19 protein-coding genes are annotated in these 19,127 nt (G+C 70.0%); 8 read left to right on the top strand and 11 right to left on the bottom strand.

Going from position 1 to position 19,127, the window contains the following annotated elements; genetic code table 11:
- The first annotated feature begins 30 nt into the window (after positions 1–30).
- The gene (locus ACZ470_RS18215) at positions 31–429 is read left to right on the top strand and encodes a VOC family protein (RefSeq protein ID WP_468428322.1); all 399 of its coding nucleotides are present in this window, start codon (positions 31–33) and stop codon (positions 427–429) included.
- 8 nt (positions 430–437) lie between these two features.
- On the opposite strand, the gene ACZ470_RS18210 is transcribed toward ACZ470_RS18215, so the two are convergent.
- Both ACZ470_RS18210 and ACZ470_RS18205 read right to left on the bottom strand, forming a co-directional pair.
- Positions 438–1,511: a hypothetical protein gene (locus tag ACZ470_RS18210; RefSeq protein WP_468428321.1), complete on the bottom strand. Its 1,074-nt coding sequence runs from the start codon at positions 1,509–1,511 to the stop codon at positions 438–440.
- A 42-nt stretch (positions 1,512–1,553) separates the two neighbouring features.
- Positions 1,554–2,720 (bottom strand): MFS transporter, encoded by a 1,167-nt coding sequence (locus ACZ470_RS18205; RefSeq protein ID WP_468428319.1) that lies wholly within the window; start codon positions 2,718–2,720, stop codon positions 1,554–1,556.
- Between the two features lie 54 nt (positions 2,721–2,774).
- Here ACZ470_RS18205 and ACZ470_RS18200 point away from each other — a divergent pair, with 54 nt between their 5' ends.
- Positions 2,775–3,518: an AraC family transcriptional regulator gene (locus ACZ470_RS18200; protein ID WP_468428317.1), complete on the top strand. Its 744-nt coding sequence runs from the start codon at positions 2,775–2,777 to the stop codon at positions 3,516–3,518.
- A gap of 44 nt (positions 3,519–3,562) precedes the next feature.
- Here the strand turns inward: ACZ470_RS18200 and ACZ470_RS18195 are convergent, their stop codons facing one another.
- Complete coding sequence (locus ACZ470_RS18195) at positions 3,563–4,237, bottom strand: TetR/AcrR family transcriptional regulator C-terminal domain-containing protein (protein WP_468428315.1); 675 nt, start codon at positions 4,235–4,237, stop codon at positions 3,563–3,565.
- 60 nt (positions 4,238–4,297) lie between these two features.
- Between ACZ470_RS18195 and ACZ470_RS18190 the strand changes: the two genes are divergently transcribed.
- Positions 4,298–5,905 carry a monooxygenase gene (locus ACZ470_RS18190; protein ID WP_468428313.1) on the top strand — a complete coding sequence of 536 codons (1,608 nt, stop codon included), beginning with the start codon at positions 4,298–4,300 and terminating at the stop codon, positions 5,903–5,905.
- Positions 5,906–6,072: 167 nt separating this feature from the next.
- Here ACZ470_RS18190 and ACZ470_RS18185 read toward each other — a convergent pair whose 3' ends face one another.
- From ACZ470_RS18185 to ACZ470_RS18175, 3 genes are all read right to left on the bottom strand, one after another.
- Positions 6,073–7,152: a PP2C family protein-serine/threonine phosphatase gene (locus ACZ470_RS18185; RefSeq protein WP_468428311.1), complete on the bottom strand. Its 1,080-nt coding sequence runs from the start codon at positions 7,150–7,152 to the stop codon at positions 6,073–6,075.
- Between the two features lie 316 nt (positions 7,153–7,468).
- On the bottom strand, positions 7,469–8,200 hold the full coding sequence (locus ACZ470_RS18180) for an SDR family NAD(P)-dependent oxidoreductase (RefSeq protein WP_468428310.1): 732 nt from the start codon (positions 8,198–8,200) through the stop codon (positions 7,469–7,471).
- A 121-nt stretch (positions 8,201–8,321) separates the two neighbouring features.
- A complete protein-coding gene (locus tag ACZ470_RS18175; RefSeq protein WP_468428308.1) occupies positions 8,322–9,128 on the bottom strand; it encodes an ABC transporter ATP-binding protein in 807 nt (268 codons plus the stop codon).
- A 239-nt stretch (positions 9,129–9,367) separates the two neighbouring features.
- On the opposite strand from ACZ470_RS18175, the gene ACZ470_RS18170 reads away from it, so the two are divergent.
- Entirely contained in the window at positions 9,368–10,759 is a 1,392-nt protein-coding gene (locus ACZ470_RS18170; protein WP_468428306.1) for a Mucin-2, read from the top strand.
- 207 nt (positions 10,760–10,966) lie between these two features.
- On the top strand, positions 10,967–11,626 hold the full coding sequence (locus tag ACZ470_RS18165) for an MSMEG_1061 family FMN-dependent PPOX-type flavoprotein (protein ID WP_468428304.1): 660 nt from the start codon (positions 10,967–10,969) through the stop codon (positions 11,624–11,626).
- 67 nt (positions 11,627–11,693) lie between these two features.
- Here ACZ470_RS18165 and ACZ470_RS18160 read toward each other — a convergent pair whose 3' ends face one another.
- On the bottom strand, positions 11,694–12,215 hold the full coding sequence (locus ACZ470_RS18160) for a hypothetical protein (protein WP_468428650.1): 522 nt from the start codon (positions 12,213–12,215) through the stop codon (positions 11,694–11,696).
- Between the two features lie 33 nt (positions 12,216–12,248).
- On the bottom strand, positions 12,249–13,097 hold the full coding sequence (locus tag ACZ470_RS18155; protein ID WP_468428302.1) for a helix-turn-helix domain-containing protein: 849 nt from the start codon (positions 13,095–13,097) through the stop codon (positions 12,249–12,251).
- Between the two features lie 146 nt (positions 13,098–13,243).
- On the opposite strand from ACZ470_RS18155, the gene ACZ470_RS18150 reads away from it, so the two are divergent.
- Together ACZ470_RS18150 and ACZ470_RS18145 are read left to right on the top strand one after the other, a co-directional pair.
- Positions 13,244–14,281, top strand: coding sequence for an SDR family oxidoreductase (locus ACZ470_RS18150; protein WP_468428301.1), 1,038 nt, complete (start codon positions 13,244–13,246; stop codon positions 14,279–14,281).
- 115 nt (positions 14,282–14,396) lie between these two features.
- Positions 14,397–15,278 carry a hypothetical protein gene (locus ACZ470_RS18145; RefSeq protein ID WP_468428648.1) on the top strand — a complete coding sequence of 294 codons (882 nt, stop codon included), beginning with the start codon at positions 14,397–14,399 and terminating at the stop codon, positions 15,276–15,278.
- 21 nt (positions 15,279–15,299) lie between these two features.
- Here ACZ470_RS18145 and ACZ470_RS18140 read toward each other — a convergent pair whose 3' ends face one another.
- Both ACZ470_RS18140 and ACZ470_RS18135 read right to left on the bottom strand, forming a co-directional pair.
- On the bottom strand, positions 15,300–16,379 hold the full coding sequence (locus tag ACZ470_RS18140; protein ID WP_468428299.1) for a hypothetical protein: 1,080 nt from the start codon (positions 16,377–16,379) through the stop codon (positions 15,300–15,302).
- A gap of 185 nt (positions 16,380–16,564) precedes the next feature.
- Complete coding sequence (locus ACZ470_RS18135; protein ID WP_468428298.1) at positions 16,565–17,311, bottom strand: phosphotransferase family protein; 747 nt, start codon at positions 17,309–17,311, stop codon at positions 16,565–16,567.
- A gap of 178 nt (positions 17,312–17,489) precedes the next feature.
- On the opposite strand from ACZ470_RS18135, the gene ACZ470_RS18130 reads away from it, so the two are divergent.
- Complete coding sequence (locus tag ACZ470_RS18130) at positions 17,490–18,473, top strand: phosphotransferase family protein (protein ID WP_468428296.1); 984 nt, start codon at positions 17,490–17,492, stop codon at positions 18,471–18,473.
- A gap of 61 nt (positions 18,474–18,534) precedes the next feature.
- On the opposite strand, the gene ACZ470_RS18125 is transcribed toward ACZ470_RS18130, so the two are convergent.
- Entirely contained in the window at positions 18,535–19,050 is a 516-nt protein-coding gene (locus ACZ470_RS18125) for a GNAT family N-acetyltransferase (RefSeq protein ID WP_468428294.1), read from the bottom strand.
- Between the last annotated feature and the right edge of the window lie 77 nt (positions 19,051–19,127).

Here is a 19,127-nt window from a genome sequence, read left to right as displayed (position 1 = left end):
CACGCCTCCAGCACAGCCAAGGAGATCACCATGGAGTTCGTCTCGATCCGCATCATCACCAGCGACGTGGCGCGCCTCGTCGACTTCTACGAGCGAGCCACAGGGGCACGGGCGAAGTGGGCCACCGAGGACTTCGCCGAACTCGCCACCGCGGGCGGCTCCCTCGCGATCGCCGGCACCCGCACCGTCCCGCTGTTCGCCCCGGGCTCCGCCCGCCCGGCGGACAACCACAGCGTGATCACCGAGTTCCTCGTCGACGACGTGGACCGCGTTCACCGGAACCTGACCGGCTTCGTCACCGACTTCGTCAACGGGCCCACCACGATGCCCTGGGGCAACCGGTCGCTGCTGTTCCGTGACCCCGACGGCAACCTCGTCAACTTCTTCACCCCCGTCACCCCGGCGGCCGTCGCGAAGTTCGCACGCTGACGCGAAGCTCATTGGATCAGATCGGTGTGCGGGTGCTCGGGCGAGGTCGGGCAGACGTAGAGCTGCATGTTGTCGGTGCTGCCCACTTCCACCTTCGTCGGCTGCGCGGGGGACTGGCCGGCACGATGACTCGGGGCGTAGGCGGCGGCTTGGTCTTCGTACGGCGCCCAACTGCGTCGCTCTCCGCCGTCCCACTCGAAGGAGGCGATGGTCAGCAGCGGGACCATCAGCGCCTCGCACACGCCGCAGTACCGGGGGTTGGGGTCGGTGCGGCCCCAGGGCGGCCAGCCGCCGACCTTCCAGCCGGGAGCGTCAGCCACATGGCCGTCGTAGAACTCCGCCGGATACTCCGCGAACGAACTGTCCACGCCGACGTCGGCCGCCTGCCATCGACTCCAGTCCTGCACTGCCAGCCGCAGCTCCGGGCTCAGCTCGAGACTGCGGGGGTACTCGGTGATGGCCTCCGGTGCCAGCAGACACGGCTCCGGCACATAGCCGTCCCAGTCCGCCTCGTACGGCTCCGGCGGAGTGGCGAGGATGTCGGCGACCTCTGTGGCAGACCGCCAGAACAGCGCGGTCGACGGCTTGTTGTCCGGATCGTGGTCGTAGGGGCACCAAAGGACCTGGAGCACATCGGCCTGCCCGGGCGGCCGCAACAGGGGTACGTCACGCAGATACAACTGGGCCACGGGCAACAAGGGGACCGGGCACTCCGCGGGCGGCGGGCCGGCGTCGAATCGCTGTCTGCTCGCTTCGGCGTTCCGATCCTTGATCGCCTCTTCCTCGGTCGTGAGCTCGAAACCATGGGGGTCCTTGTGCAGCCGGGCCAGCCTGCGCCTGTTGAGCCGCACTTCGGCCGGCGACTGGCGAAACCCGCTGTCACAGTGCAGGTGCGAGTCCTCGCAGTGCGGCCACGGTTCCTCGGCCGGCCACAGCAACGGACCTCCGACCGAACTGTCGCTGACCGAAGGCGATCCCGGGCGGGGGTGCAGCCGGATCGCAGGACGCGCCAACGGAGCCAGCTCGGGAAAGACCGCGGTCACCTCGACGGGCCGCGGCGGAGTAGTACGTACGAAATCCATGCCCGTGATCCTGCCACCGGCCACCGACAGTCCCCCGCCGCCTCAACTGGCGTGAGTGCTCAGTTGGGGCTTGAGGACGACGGGCTCGGGCAGGGTGCGGAAGAGCAGCCAGCTCAGGGCAGGCATGGCGATCAGAGGTGTGAGGGCCGTCTGAAGGGAGGTGCAGTCGGCCAGGCGTCCCAGCAGGGGACTGACCAGGCCGCCGGCGCTGACGGTGAGGCCGAGGGTGACGCCGCCGGCGGTTCCGATGCGGGAGGGCAAGTAGTCCTGACCGAGGGTGACTTGGAGGGAGAAGGGAACGTACAGGGCGGCCGAGGTGAGGGCCACGAAGAGGAAGATGGCCGGGCCGGGCGTGTGGATCACTCCGGTGACGGCGACGATCGAGAGCAGGTAGGACCAGCGGGAGACGCGGACGCGGTCGTAGCGGTTGGCCAGGAAGCCGCCCAGCACTGAGCCGACGGCACCGCCCAGGAACAGCAGGAACAGGGCGATGGTTCCCGCGGTGGTGCTGCCGTGCACGCGCTGTTGAGCGTGGAGCGAGATGAAGGTGCTCAGGCCGGTGAAGACGATGGAACGGAAGACCACCGCACAGGACAGCTTCACGAACGACGCCACGTCGTCGGCACCCATGCCTGTGGACATCGTGGAGGTACCGGCCTGACGTCGGCCGAATATCTGGAGCGCCGGCACGCACACGGCGACACCGACGAGCGCGGGCAGGACCAGGACCGGTGTCCAGCGCAGTGAGCCGTGCCCGACCACGAGAGACACCATGATCGGGGCAAGCGCGAAGCCGATGTTGCCGCCCAGGGAGAACCAGCTCATCGCGCTGTGGCTGCCCTGACTGGCCATCCGGGCCACGCGGGCGGACTCGGGGTGATAGGCGGCCACACCGATCCCGGAGACGGCGACGCAGACGAGGGTGAGCCCGTAGGAGCCGCTCAGGCCGCTCAGCGCGATGCCCGCGCCGCCCAGCAGGGTGCTGACGGGCAGCAGCCACGGCATCGCCCACCGGTCGGTGAGCGCGCCGAAAACCGGCTGGGCCACCGACGACAGCAGGGACGCGGCCAGCACGATGCCGGAGGCCACGGCGTAGCCGTAGTCGCGCTCGGCCACGAAGAAAGGGACCAGCGCCGCGACGGCGCCCTGGTAGATGTCGACGCAGGCATGGCCCACGGCCAGCAGGGAGATCGATGCATTCCTTCGCACCCGTCCATGCTGGGAGGAGCAGTCGGTGTCCCGCTTTCGATAGATTGCCAAGTGATGCAGAAATTCCGCCACACACCCGTCGCACCCACGCGGACCCAACGCCTGTCGTCCGGCGGCGAGATCGACGCCCACCGCCATGACGACCACCAGATCGCCTACGCCGGCCAGGGCACCATTGCCGTCACCACCGACGCCGGCTCCTGGGTGGCCCCCGCCACCCGCGCCATCTGGATCCCCGCCGGCACCGTCCATCACCACCAGGCCCACGGCGACCTCGACCTCCACCTGGTCGGCCTGCCCGCCGGCGAAAACCCCCTCGGCCTCGACCAGCCGACCGTCCTCGCCGTCAATCCCCTCCTGCGCGAACTCATCATCGCCTACACACGCACCCCGGAGGACGACAGTCCGGCCCACCTGCGTCTACGCGCCGTCATGCTCGACCAGCTCAAGGCCTCCCCCGAGCAACCGCTGCACCTGCCGACCCCCACCGACCCACTGCTCCGGGAACTGCACGACCTCCTGCGCGCCAACCCGGCGGACAACCGCTCACTGGACGCACTCGGCCGCGAGATAGGCGCCAGCGCCCGCACCCTGTCCCGCCACCTCCGCGACGACCTCGGCCTCACCTACCCCCAATGGCGCACCCAGATCAGGCTCCACCACGCACTGATCCTCCTGGCCGACCACACCCCCGTCACCACCGTCGCCCACCGCTGCGGCTGGTCATCCGCCAGCACCTTCATCAGCGTCTTCCGGAGCACCTTCGGCCACACCCCCGGCTCCTGGCCCGGCCTCTGACGGAGGGCCGGCCAACTCGCGAACCACAGAGACGCCGGACGCGGTCAGACCGAGGCTTCGTGTCGTGCCCTCAGACCGTCGAGGAGCAGGCCGAGCCCGTACTCGAAGAGGCCGTCGAAGTCGGTACTGGTGAGCGTGGACAGGGTCGCGCCCAGATGGGGGAAGCTCCCCAGTGCCACCGCGGTCCGCAACCTGTCCGGACCGGCCGCACCTTCCTCGTCCGGTGCGAGGGCGGCCTGCTCCTCCAGGGTGTGGCCCACGGTGAAGTTGGCGACCGTGTAGAGCGCGCGGGCCGCCTCGTCGTCGCCGAAACCCGCCTCGCGCAGGACGCCCACGAAGGCTTCCGAGTAGCCGAGGGTGTTGTCTCCCGTGGAGTGCGTGCCCGCGAACACACGTGCACCGTCGCGGCGGGCGAGCAGGGCGGCCCGCAGGGCACGCGCGAGGCCGGCGAGGCGCTCGCTCCAGTGGCCGTCGCCGGCCGCTGCGGCCGTCTCGGCGACTCCCTCCATCATGTGCTCCGCCATGGCGGTGAGCAGGTCCTGCTTGGTCGCGAAGTAGCGGTACAGGGCTCCCGCCTGCACGTCCATCGCGTCGGCGAGCCGCCTCATGGTCAGCGCGTCGAGACCTGACCTGTCCAGGAGTTCGAGGGCCACGCGCAGGGCGAGAGCACGGTCGATCCTCGGGGGCCGGCCGCGGGTGCGGGTTGACGTGGAGTGCATGCGAGTCATTATAGTGACGATTATTGAACAGCGTTCACTAAAAGGTGGAGGGTGATTTCGATGGTTGCCGATGTGATCGTCGTGGGTGCCGGACCGACCGGGCTGATGCTCGCCTGTGAACTGGCTCTGGCCGGGGTGCGCACCCGGGTGGTGGAGCGCCGCCCCACGCCCCAGCGGGACTCCCGGGCACTGACCCTGCACCCACGCAGCGTGGAACTGATGGACATGCGCGGGCTGGTCGACCGGTTCCTCCCGCTCGGCCGCAGGGTGCCCGGCTGGCACTTCGCGATGCTGCCCACACACCTGGACTTCTCCGCGCTGGACTCCCGGCACGCCTACACCCTGTTCGTGGCGCAGGCCCACACCGAGGCGCTGCTGGCCGAGCGGGCCGGGGAGCTGGGGGTGGAGGTCCTGCGGGGCCACGAGGTCACCGCGCTGCGTCAGGACGCGGACGGGGTCGAGGTGGAGGTGCACGGGCCCGACGGCGGGGCGGAGACCGTTCGCGCCCGGTATGCGGTCGGCTGCGACGGCGGTCGCAGCGTGGTGCGGCAGGCCGCCGGGATCGGCTTCCCGGGGACCGACGAGACCTTGACCGGCGTGCTCGGCGACTTCGCGGTCCTTGACACCGACCCCGCCGTCCTGGACGCCGCTCGCGCCGGCGGGGTGCTGGTCGCGCCGCTCGAGGGCGGTGTGACCCGGCTGGTCCTCGTGGATCCCGAGCGCATGCGGGTACCGGCCGGGGAGCCCGTGTCGCTGGACGAGTTCCGCGCGTCGCTGATCCGGCTCTGCGGTTCCGACTGCGGTGTCGCCGAGCCCCGTTGGCTCTCCCGCTTCGGCAACGCGACCCGGCTCGCGGAGAGTTATCGCGCGGGCCGTCTGCTGCTGGCCGGCGACGCCGCCCACATCCACTTCCCCGCCGCGGGCCAGGGCCTCAACACCGGCCTTCAGGACGCCATGAACCTCGGCTGGAAGCTGGCCGCGGCGGTCCACGGCTGGGCGCCCCCGGCCCTGCTGGACAGCTACGACGCGGAGCGCCGCCCCGTGGGCCGGGCCGTCACGGAGAACACCGAGATCCAGACCCTGCTCGCGGAACTCCCGCTCGTGACGCAGTACCGGGGTCCCGCGTCCGCTCTGCGCTCCTTGTTCGACAGGCTCCTGAACGTGGAGGAGGTCAACCGCTCCCTCGCCGCCCAGGTCTCCGCGCTCGGCACCGTGTACCCGCCCACGACGCCCGACGCCGACCCGCTGGTGGGGCGGCAGATGCCCGACATCGGTCTGACCGTCGCCGGATCACCCGCGACCCGGGTCTACGACCTGCTCGCCACGGCCCGGTTCGTGCACCTCGATCTCGCGGGCGACCCGGAAACCGGCGCGGCCGTCGGTGCGGGGTGGGGTCCGCGGGTCACCGCGGCGACCGTCATGGAACACGACGATCACCCGGAGCTGCGCGGGGTGAGCGAGGCCCTTGTACGTCCCGACGGTCACATCGCGTGGGCCACCCGGACCGGAGACGCCGATGCGCGGCGCGGGGAGCGCGACGAGGCGCTCACCGCGTGGGCCGGCGCTCCCGCGAGAGCCCCTGAGGTCCCGGCCGCGGACGGCGTGGCGAGGAGGTCCGCGTCGCCCGCCGTGACCGTACGCACCCGTGCGGCTGGTGACGCGAAGTAGGCGACAAGGGGAACCGGGCACGGCAGGCGGTCAGCCGGCCAGCTGCTTGCCGCAGGCTCTCAGCGGCTGCTGGGGGCGAAGCATGAGTGTCGCCTCGCCCTCATGGCCGTAGCTCGCCCGGTGGCGTCAACCGGACCAACCTGGGGAAACCAACCCACCGCACCCTTTCAGGGCTCCGCGCCTGCCCGGCCGTCCGCCGGTTCGTTCATGACCGCCAGGAGCGCCATGTCGTCGTCGTTGTGGCCGCCGGTATGGCGGCGCACGTCCGCCACCACAGCGTCCAGCAGTCCGGCAGGTTGGCTGAAGCTGCGGCCTGCCAGCCGGTCGGCGGGATCGTAGAAGGTGCCTCGGGCGCCCCGGGCCTCCGTCACGCCGTCCGTGTACAGCAGGAGCAGTGCCCCGGGAGGGAACAGACAGGACTGCGCCTCATGCTCCAGGGTGTTGTCGAGATCGCCGAGTCCCAGCGGAAGGGAGTAGCTCTCCGGCTCCAGCGCGCGTGGGCGGGAGCCGTCCGAGGAGAGCATGAGGGGCGCCGGGTGGCCACGGTTCACGATGCGGAGGCTGTGCGGATCGTCGGCCGGGGCCTCGGCCAGTACCGCGGTCACGAACCCCTCGGAAACACTCCCCTCGAGGCGCGCCCTGTCCCTGAGCAGCGCCTGCTCGATCCGGGCCATGGCCGCCCCGAGGTCGGGTTCCGTGTCGGCCGCTTCGTGGAAAGCGCCCAGGACCGTCGACACGCTGCCGATGGCTTCGAGCCCTTTGCCCCGTACATCGCCCACGAGGAAGCGAATTCCGTAGGGCGTCTGCTGCACGCCATACAGATCGCCGCCGATCTGGGCGTCCGCGTGGGCCGTCTCATAGCGGGTCGCGAACTCCAATCGGCCGATCCTCGGTGGTGGAGCAGGCAGGAGTGCGACCTGGACCGCCTCGGCCACTTCCCGGAACGAGGCAAGGCGTTCCTCGCCCATGCGCAGTGCTTGGTTGATGGCCAGGGACAACAGGCTCACGGTGACAATGGTCCCGAGCCGCAGTAACGAGTCCCCCGTGGCCAGCTTCTCCCACCACAGCAGCAGGGCCAGGATCGACACCGACGCGATCGCCACCAGCAGTGTGCCGCGGAAGGTCCACAAAGCTCCCGCCGCCAGTGGCGCGGCCGCGAAGGTCGCCCCCACCGCGACATCGGGCGGGGTGACCACATTGAAGATCACTCCAGCGCCGATCAGGACTACGGGCAGCAGCCACGGCACCCTCCTCAGCCGCCGGGCACCAACCCCGGAAAACCACTTCACGAGACCCGCCCGCAGGCTCTTGGCGGGGAGCCGGCCAGATCTCGGGCACCGGTCCCGAAGGGTGTCACCACCGGCGGTTGAGGCGTACGGCCGCCACGGTGGTGCTCGCGGACTGCGTACCGCGACGGGCGAGGCCACGACGGACAGGGGACACCAGGTACACGGACGACCTCCCCGCACGGTTTGTTCGACCAGCAAGAATCTAGGCTGGCCCGGGCGTCGGACGCGGGCGGCGCGCCAGCACGATGCCGCATCGCGCCGTCGGCGAGTGCGTTCAGTCGACGACGGCTCCGCCGGTGACATTGAGCTCGGTGGCGGTCATGGTCGGCGCGCGGTCGGAGGCGAGGAAGGCCGCGGCGTGGGCGACATCTTCCAGGCGGGGCCGGCGGTGGAGCAGTGTCACGGTTGCCTCGGGGTCGTCCTCGGGCGCGTTGGATGGATCGGGCGAGCCGGGAGAGAGCAGCCAGGCGGACCGGATGCCGTGCGGACCGAGTTCGGCGGCGAGCTGGCGGCACAGGCCGGAGAGGGCGGACCAGGCGATGTGGGAGCCGCCGAGGCCAGGGATGGCTTCTCGACCGCCACCCATGGCCAAGATCACCCCGGTGTGGCGGGGGATCATGTGGCGGGCGACGGCGGTGGCCAGGGTCAAGTGGGTGGTGACCGCCTTGAGGACGGGACGTAGCACGTCCTCGTCGGCCATGTCGACCAGCGGGGTGCCGTGCAGGTCGTCGTTGGAAGTGGCGTTGAAGGCGATGTCGATCCCCACAGAGTGCCGGGCGACGGCGCCGGCGTGCTGCTCGACCGCGGCACGGTCAGTCGCGTCCAGCGTGGCGACCTCGACGCGCCCCCCGGATGCGGCGATGCTGCGGGACAGCTCCTCCAAAGGTGCGTGGGTGCGCCCGACCAGGTGGACCGTGGCGCCTTCGTCGGCAAAGACGCGGGCGACTGCGGAGCCGATGGCTCCGGCGCCGCCGTAGATGATGGCGGTCTTGTTCTCCAGCAACATGACATCCCCTACGTCATCGAAGCCCGATCACCTGGCCCCCGCATCTGCACCGCGCTCGCAGTCCAGTACCCATCAAACGCGTGAACGACCTTTCGGGCCAATTGTTCCCGGTCACACGACGCTAGCGGCCCGAGCGTGCGTACCACCGGCCGTCGTGGCGGGCCACGTGAATGGGGCGTCCGAAGCAGGCCGTCATGTTGTCCGGGGTGAGCACGCCGTCGACCGGGCCGGATGCCAGCTCGCGACCTTCCTTGAGCAGGAAGGCATGAGTGGTGCTGGGCGGGAGTTCCTCCAAGTGGTGGGTGACCGTGACGGTGGCGAGGTCGGCCCTGTCGGCCGCCAGCCGGTGCAGCGCGTCCACGAGGTCCTCGCGCGACGGGAGGTCGAGCGCGTTGAACGGCTCGTCGAGCAGGAGCAGCGACGGATCGGCCATCAGAGCACGGCAGATGAGGATCCGGGAGCGCTGGCCGCCCGAGCAGTCACCGAACCGGCGGTCGGCGAGTTCCTTGCACCCGAGCTCGGCGAGCAGGTCGTGGGCGCGCTCGCGGGTCGCGGTGTCGTACTCCCGCCACAAGGGCTGCACCGTGCCGGTCGCGCCCGTGAGGACGACGGTGTGGGCGGTGGCGTCCAGCGGGACCTTCTGGGCGGCGGATACCAGGCCGACGCGCGCTCGCAGCTCGCGCATGTCGACACGGCCGAGTTGATCACCGAGGACCTCGACAGTGCCGACGGTGGGGAACATCACCGCCCCGACGAGCCGGAGCAGGGTGGTCTTGCCGGCTCCGTTGGCCCCCAGCAGCGCCCAGTGCTCGCCAGGCCGAACGGTCCAGTTGATCCCGTCGAGAACGATCTCCTGTCCGGTGGTACGGCGGTGGACGGCAACATCCGTCAGAGCGAGGACGGCGCGGGGTTCCTGGGTTTCGGTCACATCGGCAGAGTAGTGCTGTGGACGGCAACTTCACCGGGCTTTCATGCCGCCACCGCCCGCCGGCGGCCACCGGTTGCGGCGCACTCGCCGGCACACCCACCGTAACCGTGCCACGCCGACGACGCCGCGGTTCACGGCGCCGTACACCCTGGACAGCCGGAGCCTTTGGCGGTTCCTGACAGGCATACGGGAGATCATGGCCGCGGACAACTCGGGGAAAACACAGGGGCAGGGGAATCATGGTGGCGTTCCACGCATCCGCGCTGGACGGAGTAGCCCGCAATCCGGCGCTGCCGACACCGCTGCTGCTGCGCTTGCTGGCCATCGAGGGCGGTGACGGCCCGCCTTGTCACGCCCTCCAGCGAGCCGGACTCCCCGAGCCGGCCGTCGCGGCGATCCTGGCCCACCCGAACCCGCGCAGCCGGATCGATTTCGCGATGAGCTCCAGGGCCGAGCCCGCACAGCGGGCCCGGCTGGCGGATGACCCCTCCCCTGAGGTGCGGGCTGCGCTCGCGTACGGACCCGAAAGGTGGCACGGCCCGCGTACGGCGGTCACGCCGCTGCCGGACGCCGCATGCGCCCGCTTGCTCGACGACCCGGATGCTTCCGTGCGCGCGGCTCTGCTGGACTCGCCCCACCTGGCGCCGTCGTTCGTGGCCTCGCTGGCTACGCACCACGATCCGGCCGCGCGCCGGGGCGCGGTGCGTGCATGGGAGATCCTGACGCCGGGCGAGCAATCGGCTCTGCTGGCCGACCCGGACCCCGAGGTACGGCGGGCCGCCGCACTGTGGGAGTGCCGACGGGACGCCCACGTCACCGCCGAACTCCTCCGCGACCCGAAGTCCGTGGCCGAGGCGCTGCGCCGCGGCCTCCTGCATCGCGCCGACGCCGAACGGTGCGTCGCCGAACGGACGCACCTGGCTGCCCTGGCCGAGAATCCTTCGTTGCCCACCGACCTCGTGGAGCGGCTCGCCGTCGACCCCGACGAGGCCGTACGGCTCGCCGTCTCCCTAAGACCTGAACTGGACGAGACGCGGCGCATGGCGATCGACTTCACGGCGGGGGCCTTCGGCAGAGGGGACGTGGAGTGGGTACGGGACGGGTTCGCCGATCCCGAGGTGCTGCGACGAGCCGCGACCTCCGCCCACCCGCTGCTCCGGCGCACCGCCGCCCAGAGCTCCCACCTGCCGCCCGACCTCGTGAGCCTGCTCGCGCGCACCGAGGACCCCTTGGTGGAGAACCTCTTGAGTGTGCACCATCCCGACACCCCGGAGGAGGTCCTGATGCGGGTGTACGCGCGGCTCGGTGGGACGTTCTCCGCCTGGATGGCGGAGACGCACCCCCGCTTCCCCCGCGAGGGTCTCGCCGCGCGCTACGCGGACCACCCGGACGGGCACTACCGTCGGCTGGCGGTGCGGGACCCGGCCGCCACGCCCGCGTTGATCGAACGACTCAGCCATGACCCCGCGGTCTGGACGCGCCAAGCGGCGGCCGGCGACCCGCGCTTGCCGCTCCACCGGCTCCGCGAGGCGCTCCATGTCCCTGAACTGGCCTCCAGCGCGGGTGCCAACCCCGCGCTCCCCGAGGACGAGATGGCCGCCGTCCTGAACCGGGCCGGTGTCCCCGCCTGACCGCCGAGCAGAACCGCCTCACTCTCCCGTTGCCGGTCGCACAAGCTGGAACCCATGTGATCGAGTTCGCCCCGGTCTGTTCGATGCGCTGCCACGCGGCCTCACGCACCGTCGGAGAGGGCCTGCCGCCGACCGCATCCACTACCGGCTACGTCCCCGCACTCACCGGCCAAGGCCGATCGCAGGTCGGCCCGTTAGGGTCGGGGCATGACGCCACGCCTTGCCAACAGTGCCTTCGACTCGCTGCTCCTCGACGCCGTGCCCGACCAGGAGGCGCTGCGCCGGGCCTACGAACTGCCCAACGAGGCGGCATTGCGCAAGCAGATGAACGAACTCACCGAGCAGACGCGGAGGTTGATCGGCTGCTCCTCGCTGGTCCTGGTCGCCAGCGTGGACGCCGAGGGCAACTGTGACGTTTCCCCGCGCGGCGGCCCTGCCGGGTTCGTCGCCGTCCTGGACGAACGGACGGTGGCAATACCGGACGCGACCGGCAACAAGCGTCTGGACACCCTGCAGAACGTGATCGCCACCGGACGGGCCGGGCTGCTGTTCGTCATCCCGGGGCGCACCACGACGCTCAGGGTGAACGGGCGGGCCTGCGTCTCCACCCGCCCGGAGCTGCTGTCGCAGCTGACGGCCGTGGGCAAGCCGCCCGCCAGTGCGTTGGTGGTGGGCATCGAGGAGGTCTACCCGCACTGCCCCAAGTCGCTCCTGCGCAGCGGGGCCTGGAAGCCGGAGCAGTGGCTCCCGGCTGACGCCCAGCCGACCTCGGCCGAGGTGACACTGGCCCAGCTGCGGATGCCGGAGCTGACGATCGCTGACATCCAGCAGGCGGAGGCGGATTCGCTGAAGTACCGGTATGAGTAACGGGCCGACCAACGCTTGCTGATCCATCAGACCAGGTTGCCGGCTCCGTGGCTGGGGCCCTCGGCCGTCACGCGATGGGATCCACGTTCCACGCCGCGGGCAGATCGCTGCCACAGAAGACGCAGACGAAGTCGTCCTCACGCACGATGTTGTGCTCCTGGCAGTCGGGGCACCGCCGGAACACGACCGCGTGGGTGAAGCCGGAAGGCCGCCGGAGCTCTACAGCGTCCAGAGCTCGGGCGACCTCCGCCCAGGAACTGACGTCCGGGCAATACCCGGTGGACTGGTTGCTGATCTCGCTCACGGTCCACCGGTCCACCTCGCGCATGAAGCTGATCTCGCCGGCACTCAGAACCATGTCTCCGCCGGCACAGGCAACGTGCTCGCTGCGCCGCGGCGCCAGCCGAAGCACACCGTCCATACCGACCACGAAGGTGAACGGTTCTGCCAGCTCCGCCGCCGATTGCTCCACGATCCAGCCACCGAAGTCACCCACCGAGCCGATCCGACGCCCGCCGTCGCCAAGTCGGACCGCAGCCTTCAACTCGACCGGTCCGACGTATCGATAACCCCGCCCCCGCCCACTCACGTCGGCCAACCTAGAGCACTTCCGACACACGTCCTAAGACCGGATGGACGCGGAGGTGTCGCTGTCCGTGGTGGCGGTCACGGAGGCCAGAAGGGCGAGTTTTTCGCGGCTGTCCGTCTGCGGTGCCGGGTGGTAGACGACGAGCATGGCGCCCTCGGTGCCGCTGACGGCGAGCTTTTCGCGGTCGAGATGAAGAGTCCCGACCTGTGGGTGGTGGAACGTAACGGTCGCTCCGGCGCGTGGGCCGATATCGTGACGGGCCCACAAGTGGCGGAACTCCGGGCTGATCAAGGTGAGTTCGCCGACAAGTTCGATGACTCTCGGGTCGTCGGTCTCGCCCCCGACCGAGCGGCGGAATCCGGCGAGCAGCCCGGCTGCGGCACCTCTCCAGTTCTGGAAGAGAGCCTGTTCCGCGGGGTCGAGGAAGACGTCGCGGAGCCGGTTTCCTCCGGCCTTCAGACGTGGGGAGATCGCGGCGGCGAGCGGGTTGGCCACGAGCACGTCCAGGTAGCGGCCTTCGATGAAGGCGGGGAAGGGCAGTTCCGCGACGAAGCGTGCGGTGCTCGCCGGCACAGTCTCCCGCCGCGCTCTCCGGCGCTTCCGGCGCGGTCGCTCCACCGCGAGGCCAAGCAGGTAGGTGTCGTCCTCCAGTTGCAGGACGCGTCCGATTGCCTCGAGCACCTGGACGGACGGGTTGCGGTCGCGGCCCTGTTCCAGCCGCAGGTAGTACTCCGCGCTGATCCCGGCCAGCATCGCGACCTCCTCGCGGCGCAGCCCCGGAACACGGCGGGTTCCGGTCACCGGGATCCCGACCTGCTCGGGAGTGACGAGTTCGCGTCGAGCCCGGAGGTATGCACCGAGAACGTTCGGTTCGGAGTTCATACCGGCCACGGTAGGCACAGGGCGGCCGAACCTGCCTACTCCCTGCCACTACCAGTGTCACGGGGGGCTGGTTCGCAGGCGTCGATGCGCGCGACGTTGTTCCCGGCTGGCATGTCGCAGCCGTTCACCTCGAAGGGAATGACCTCATGGCCCAGGAACGCGTCCTCGTCACCGGCGGGTCCGGCTTCGTCGCCGGACACATCATCCTCCAGCTCCTCGAACGAGGATTCGGTGTCCGCAGCACGGTGCGCTCACTGCGCCGTGAGGACGACATCCGCACCACGCTGGAAGCGGCGGGCATGCGCCGAGGCGAGGCCCTGAGTTTCGTGGAGGCCGATCTGACGAAGGACGCCGGCTGGGCCGCGGCGGTCCAAGGCGTCGACTACGTGCTGCACGTCGCCTCGCCGATCCACACCGGGAACGTGAAGGACGAGAACGACGTCATCGCCCCGGCACGCGAGGGCACCCTGCGCGTCCTGCGGGCAGCTCGCGACGCAGGCGTCGAACGGGTCGTGCTGACCTCGGCCTTCCACGCCGTCGGGTTCGGGCACGGCCACGTCGACCACGTCTTCACCGAGGAGGACTGGTCGCCACTCGACGGTCCGGGCGTCGACGCGTACGGCAGGAGCAAGATCCTCGCCGAGCGGGCCGCCTGGGACTTCATCCGCTCCGAGGGTGCCCGCACCGAGCTGACCACCATCTGCCCGGTGGCCGTCATGGGCCCCGTCCTGGGCAGCAGCGTCTCCGGCGCGAACCACATCGTCCAGCGCAGCCTGAACGGTGAGATGCCCGGCTACCCGAACATGTACGTCCCGGTGGTCGACGTCCGCGATGTCGCGGACGCACACGTCACGGCCATGACCGCACCCGGCGCCGCCGGGCAGCGGTTCCTCATCGCGACCGGTGAACCCGCCGTCGCGATGAAGGAGATCGGCGCCGTTCTGCGGACACGGTTCGGTGACGCGGCCAAGAACGTACCGACCCGCACCGTCCCCGACACGATCGTCCGGCTCGCCGCGCTGTTCAAGGCGGAGTTCAGGCCCGTCGCCGCGGACCTCGGATACGTCAAGCACGTGTCGAACGAGAAGGCCCGCAGCCTCCTGGGACTGCGGCCGCGGACCTCCCAGGAGGCAATCATCGCGTCCGCCGAAAGCATGATCACCAAATCGCTGGTCAAAGCCTGACCGACCAAGGCTCGATTGCCGGCTCCAGGTGTCGGGGCTCTGGTCGACGGGTTCGGAGGGATGCGATCATGAGCGAGTCATGTTCATTCGCCCGTGAGGTGATTTCTTGAGGAAGGTGGCACTGCGTCCTCACGCACTGTTGCCTGGGCAGTACGAGCACCAGAAGGTTCTGGCGACCACCGTGGACGCCTGGGGCCGGACTCTCTGGCTGATCTGCCCCGATGCGGAACTCCGCCCGAGTTCGTACGGCAGGCCCCGCCCTCAGCCCCGTAGGTCTCCGTATGACGCGCTTCTGGTCATCGACAACGGCGGCGCGGTCCGCGAACGGTTCCTGCGCAAGGTGAGCTTGCGGGTGACCCACCTCGACGCGCTGCCCAATGGCCGGTTCGTTGTGCAGGGGTACAGCGCGGCAGGGGACCACAATGCGCAGATCTACGGGACGGACGGGCGTCGCCGCCGTAGCTTCGAGATGGGACGTGCGGTCGAGTTCCTGATGGCGGACCGGCGGCACCATGTATGGAGTGCCTACTTCGACGAAGGCGTGTACATCGACCCGATCAGCGCCGCCGGCCTGGTGCGCTGGGACAGCGGCGGCAACCGCCAATGGGGGTACACGCCTCCGAAGGGCATCGAATACATCGATACGGTCTACGCCTTCAACGTTGACGACGGTGTCGCGTGGGCCAACTATTACCCGACCTTCCCGCTGCTCGAGGTCCGGGCCAACGGTGAGACCCGGATACGGACGACCCCTGTGGTCGCTCCAGCGGGTATGGCCGTGCACGGAGAACACATCACCATGCTGGGGGGCGACCGACAACCGGATCGCCTGCACCGCTGCCGCCTGACGGACAGCGAGGCGCTGCTGGTCGAGGAAGCCGGTCTCACCCTCCCCAACGGGGCACCGCTCAAGCGATACGCACGCCCGATAGGCCGAGGCCGGCATCTGTACGTGCGTGGCACATCGCCCAGACAGTGGTACGTGTTGGAAACCTAGGCCGCCGCCCGGACCGTCCAGTCAGGAAGGTCGGCGGACCGCGGTGTCGGACGACGTGCGGGCGAACCAGGTCCGCGTCTCGTCCTCGGTCAGGACACGAGTCAGCTCGGCTGTGCCCGGGAGGTGCGGGAAGAACCTGTCGGCGTTCCAACTGCGCTGGTATGCGGGCTCGTCGAGCACCAGCAGGCGGCGTCCCTCCACCATGGGGATGTCCTCGGGCAGCCCCTCGTTCCAGATCCGCTCGCCGTCCGGGGCGAGGAGTTCGAAGGCCCCGGTCGCGATGGCCCGGGTGCGTCCCTGGGCGGGCTCGGGGTCCGTGGCCAGACGGACGCTCTCCGCGGAAGGCGGGGTCCCGGGAACGTGGCCGCCGCCGACCAGGACGTGGGCGAGCAGCGTGTGCAACTGGAAGTTGTCCCCGATGCCACCGATGCGTACCTCGAACCCGGTCCCGGTGGGCCTGTGCAGCACCACAAGGGGCTCGTCGTCCAGAACTGCCAGCGCGTAGGCCAGGCATTTGAGGTCGTGCCGTTCCAGGGCGGCCAGGTCGCGGCAGGCGGGCAGGATCGCGGAGGCGTGTCGGCGGCGCGCCTCAGCACTGCGGCACAGCACGGCCAGCGCGGACGGCTGCCACTGCTCGACCGAGCACCAGGCCAGGGCCAGCCGCGTGGCCTCGTGCACGTCGTCGCCCAGACGGGTCAGCAGGGCGTCGTCAATGATCTTCTCGTCCGCCTCCGGCAGTTCGTCCTTGGCTGTGCCGGTGGCAGTCCAACGGCGGGCGAACTCCAAAGCGTCGAGCAGGTCCCTGTGGGCACCGCCGAGGATCGGCTCCGCGCAGGCCACCGGATCGGCCCCGCGCTCGACACAGAAGCCGGCCGCCATCGCCAGCATCGGCCGCGGACCCGTGGGCGGGAAGGCGGGCAGCAGCGCCGCCAACCGAGGCCCCGCCAGAACGCGTTCAGGGTCGGACGCCGACTGCACACCGTTCATCATGGCGGTGAAGGCACGCCCCGTGCGGTCACCGTCGCGAGCGGCAACCGCTTCCTCCAGCTCGGACACCGTGGCGATGAGGCCGGAAGCCTCCTGCTTCCTCTTGAAGATCACCCACACACCTTAAAGGTCATCTCGTTCGGGTGGCTACGGTGGGGAATCCGCGACGAGTTGGGCCATCATGTGCGGGCGGTGCCCGTACTCAGGGTCGTCCGCTTCGCGGAGTACAGGTATGACCTGTGGCGGAGGCTCGGTGCAATGCAGGGGAACGCACTGACGGCAGTCCGGCCCGTGCAGCCTCACATCCGGGATTTCAGTACGTCGACTTCACAGCCCGGTGCCATCGGGTCGAAGCCGTGCTCGATCAGCCATCGAACCGCCAGCAGGCTCCTCAACGACCACCATGCACGGATCACGTCGAAGTCGACGTCGGCGCCATAGCCGGCGACGACGTCGCCGAGGTGCTCCTCGTGTCCGAGTGTCAAGGTGGCGATGTCAAACAAGGCATCGCCCTGGCCCGCCTCGGACCAGTCGATGATGCCCGTAATCCCGTCGCCGTCGATGAACACGTGAGCGATCTGCAGGTCGCCGTGCGTGAACGCCGGAGTCCACGGCCGGAGCGCGGCCTCGGCGACCCGGCGGTTGCGGGCGACCAGATCGGCGGGCAAAACGCCGTTCGCCACCAGCCACTCGCACTCGAAATCGAGGTCCCTGGTCAACTCGTCGAGGCCCCGGCCGGCCCGTCCGGGCCGGGGTGGCAACAGCGCGTCGTGCAGCTTGCGGACAGCGGCACCCGCTGCGGCCCACGCCGCCGGGGACGCCGTCGACGGCTCGCCGAGACGGCCGAGCGCCGTGCCCGGGACCGCGGCGATCGCGAGCACGGGCGGCCTGTGCCACAGGACCTTCGGGGTCGGGACCGGCGCCAGAGCCATCGCCTCGACCTCGACGTCAATGCGCGTCTGATCGGCGTCCACCTTCAGAAACACGTCGCCGACGCGCAAGGTCGCGCGCTCGGAATGGGCGACGACGACCTTGACCTCATCCATGGCGCCCAGTATCCCGGGGAGGACCGTCTACGTCCCCAGGTTTATGGCCTGCCCAAGCGCGACCGACCGCATTCCGCTGGGCCCGGCCCACCCGAACCCACTGAGGAAGCGTCAAACGTTGTGGGTGGGTGGGCGGGTGGCCACACGCGTCCGTCGATGAGGCGGATAGCCTGCCTCCATGGCCGCGGACGAGAGTGCCGAGCACATCGGTACCGATCTTGAGGACCAGGGATGGGGCGCGACGCGTGCCTGGGTGGAGAAGGCGCTGTCCGACGCAGAACTCATCGAGGAAGTCGCGCGGTTGCGTGGCGGCTGGACGTCGGAGATGCGCCGTCTGGACATCTGCGGGCCGGGCGGTCGCCGCTCGCTGGTCCTGCGGTCGTTCGTCAAGCCCTTCTTCGTTCGGCACGCGGAGGGCCTGCTGACCCGAGAGGCAGGCGTTCTGCGCCTGCTCGACAGTACAGATGTGCCCGCCGCCACGCTGGTGGCCGTGGACGCAACAGCGCGGTACTGCGGTCACCCCTCCTTGCTGATGTCCCTGCTCCCCGGAACCGTGCGCCTGGGTGATGAGGAGGCCCACCGGCGTGCCGAACTACTGGCGCGCCAGTTGCTGCGCATCCACCGGCTGCCGGTGACCACAGAGGCACGGCCGCGCGCGTACCAGGCGTGGACCTCTCCCGAGCGGGTGAGCCCGCCCGAGGACACCGATCAGCCTGAGCTGTGGCAGCGGGCCGTGAACGTGATCCGCCGCGAACCCCCGGAGTACCGGGCCTGCTTCCTGCACCGGGACTTCCATCCCGGCAATGTCCTCTTCACGGGCGAAGGCGACGGTCTGCGCATCAGTGGCGTCGTCGACTGGGTGGAGACCTCATGGGGACCGGCCGACCTGGACGTGGCCCACTGCTCGACGGCCCTGGCTCTGCTGCACGGGGTCGCCGCGGGGATGCGGTTCGCCGACCGCTACGTCGCGGCGGGAGGCACGCTGACCGAAGACCGCGCCGCCCACCTCTACTGGCGGCTGCTGGACGCCTTGGCCTTTGCTCCGGACGCGGAGAAGGTCGCCGCCCCGTGGCGCGAGCTGGGCCGTGCCGATCTGACCCCCACGCTGCTGACCAGGCGGCTGGAGGGATACCTCCAGGCCCTCTTCACGCGCTACGCGTGAAGCCGGATCGGCGGCTTGCACGTGTGCGGGCCAGGGTCGGTTGTTGCCTGTGAGGTGAGTGTCAGGGTGACTTGAGGTCGGTGCGCGGGTCGATGGCCCAGTGGTTGCTCCGCAGTACGCGGTCCGCGAAGGTGACGTCCTGCTCGGCGATGAAGTGGAACCCGAGGGACCGGCAGATACCGTTCGAGGCGCCGTTGCCCGTCGCCGGGAACGCGTGGACGACGCCCCAGCGGTCTTCGTCCCGAGCCTGTTCGAGAAGGGCCCGGGCCGCGTGTTTGCCCAAGCCGCGGCCCTGGAACGCCGGCAGGATCATCCACCCGATCTCCGACATGGGCTCGTCGTCGGGGTCATGGGACCAGATCGTCACCGATCCGGCAACCACGTCGGGTGTGTCCGGATCGGGAATGATCATCTTGATCCAGCAGACGTCGTCCGCCGCGTCGGCCGCGTCCCGGCGCACTTTGCCGGGTATGCCCTCGCGCGGCAGCGGGCCGCCGAGGTCGGCCATCATGACGGGGTCGCACCGCATCCGGATGTAGGCATCGACATCGCCCGGTGTGACATCGCGCAACTGCACGGAGCCCTCCCTGGTGTACTCGCCGTGGTCACATGGTTCGAGGCGCCCTGCCCGCCTACACAACCACGCCCAGCTGC

Source organism: Streptomyces sp. NPDC031111, assembly GCF_055570675.1.
The sequence above is the reverse complement of the archived record's forward strand: the minus strand, read 5'-3'. Positions and strand labels throughout refer to the sequence as shown.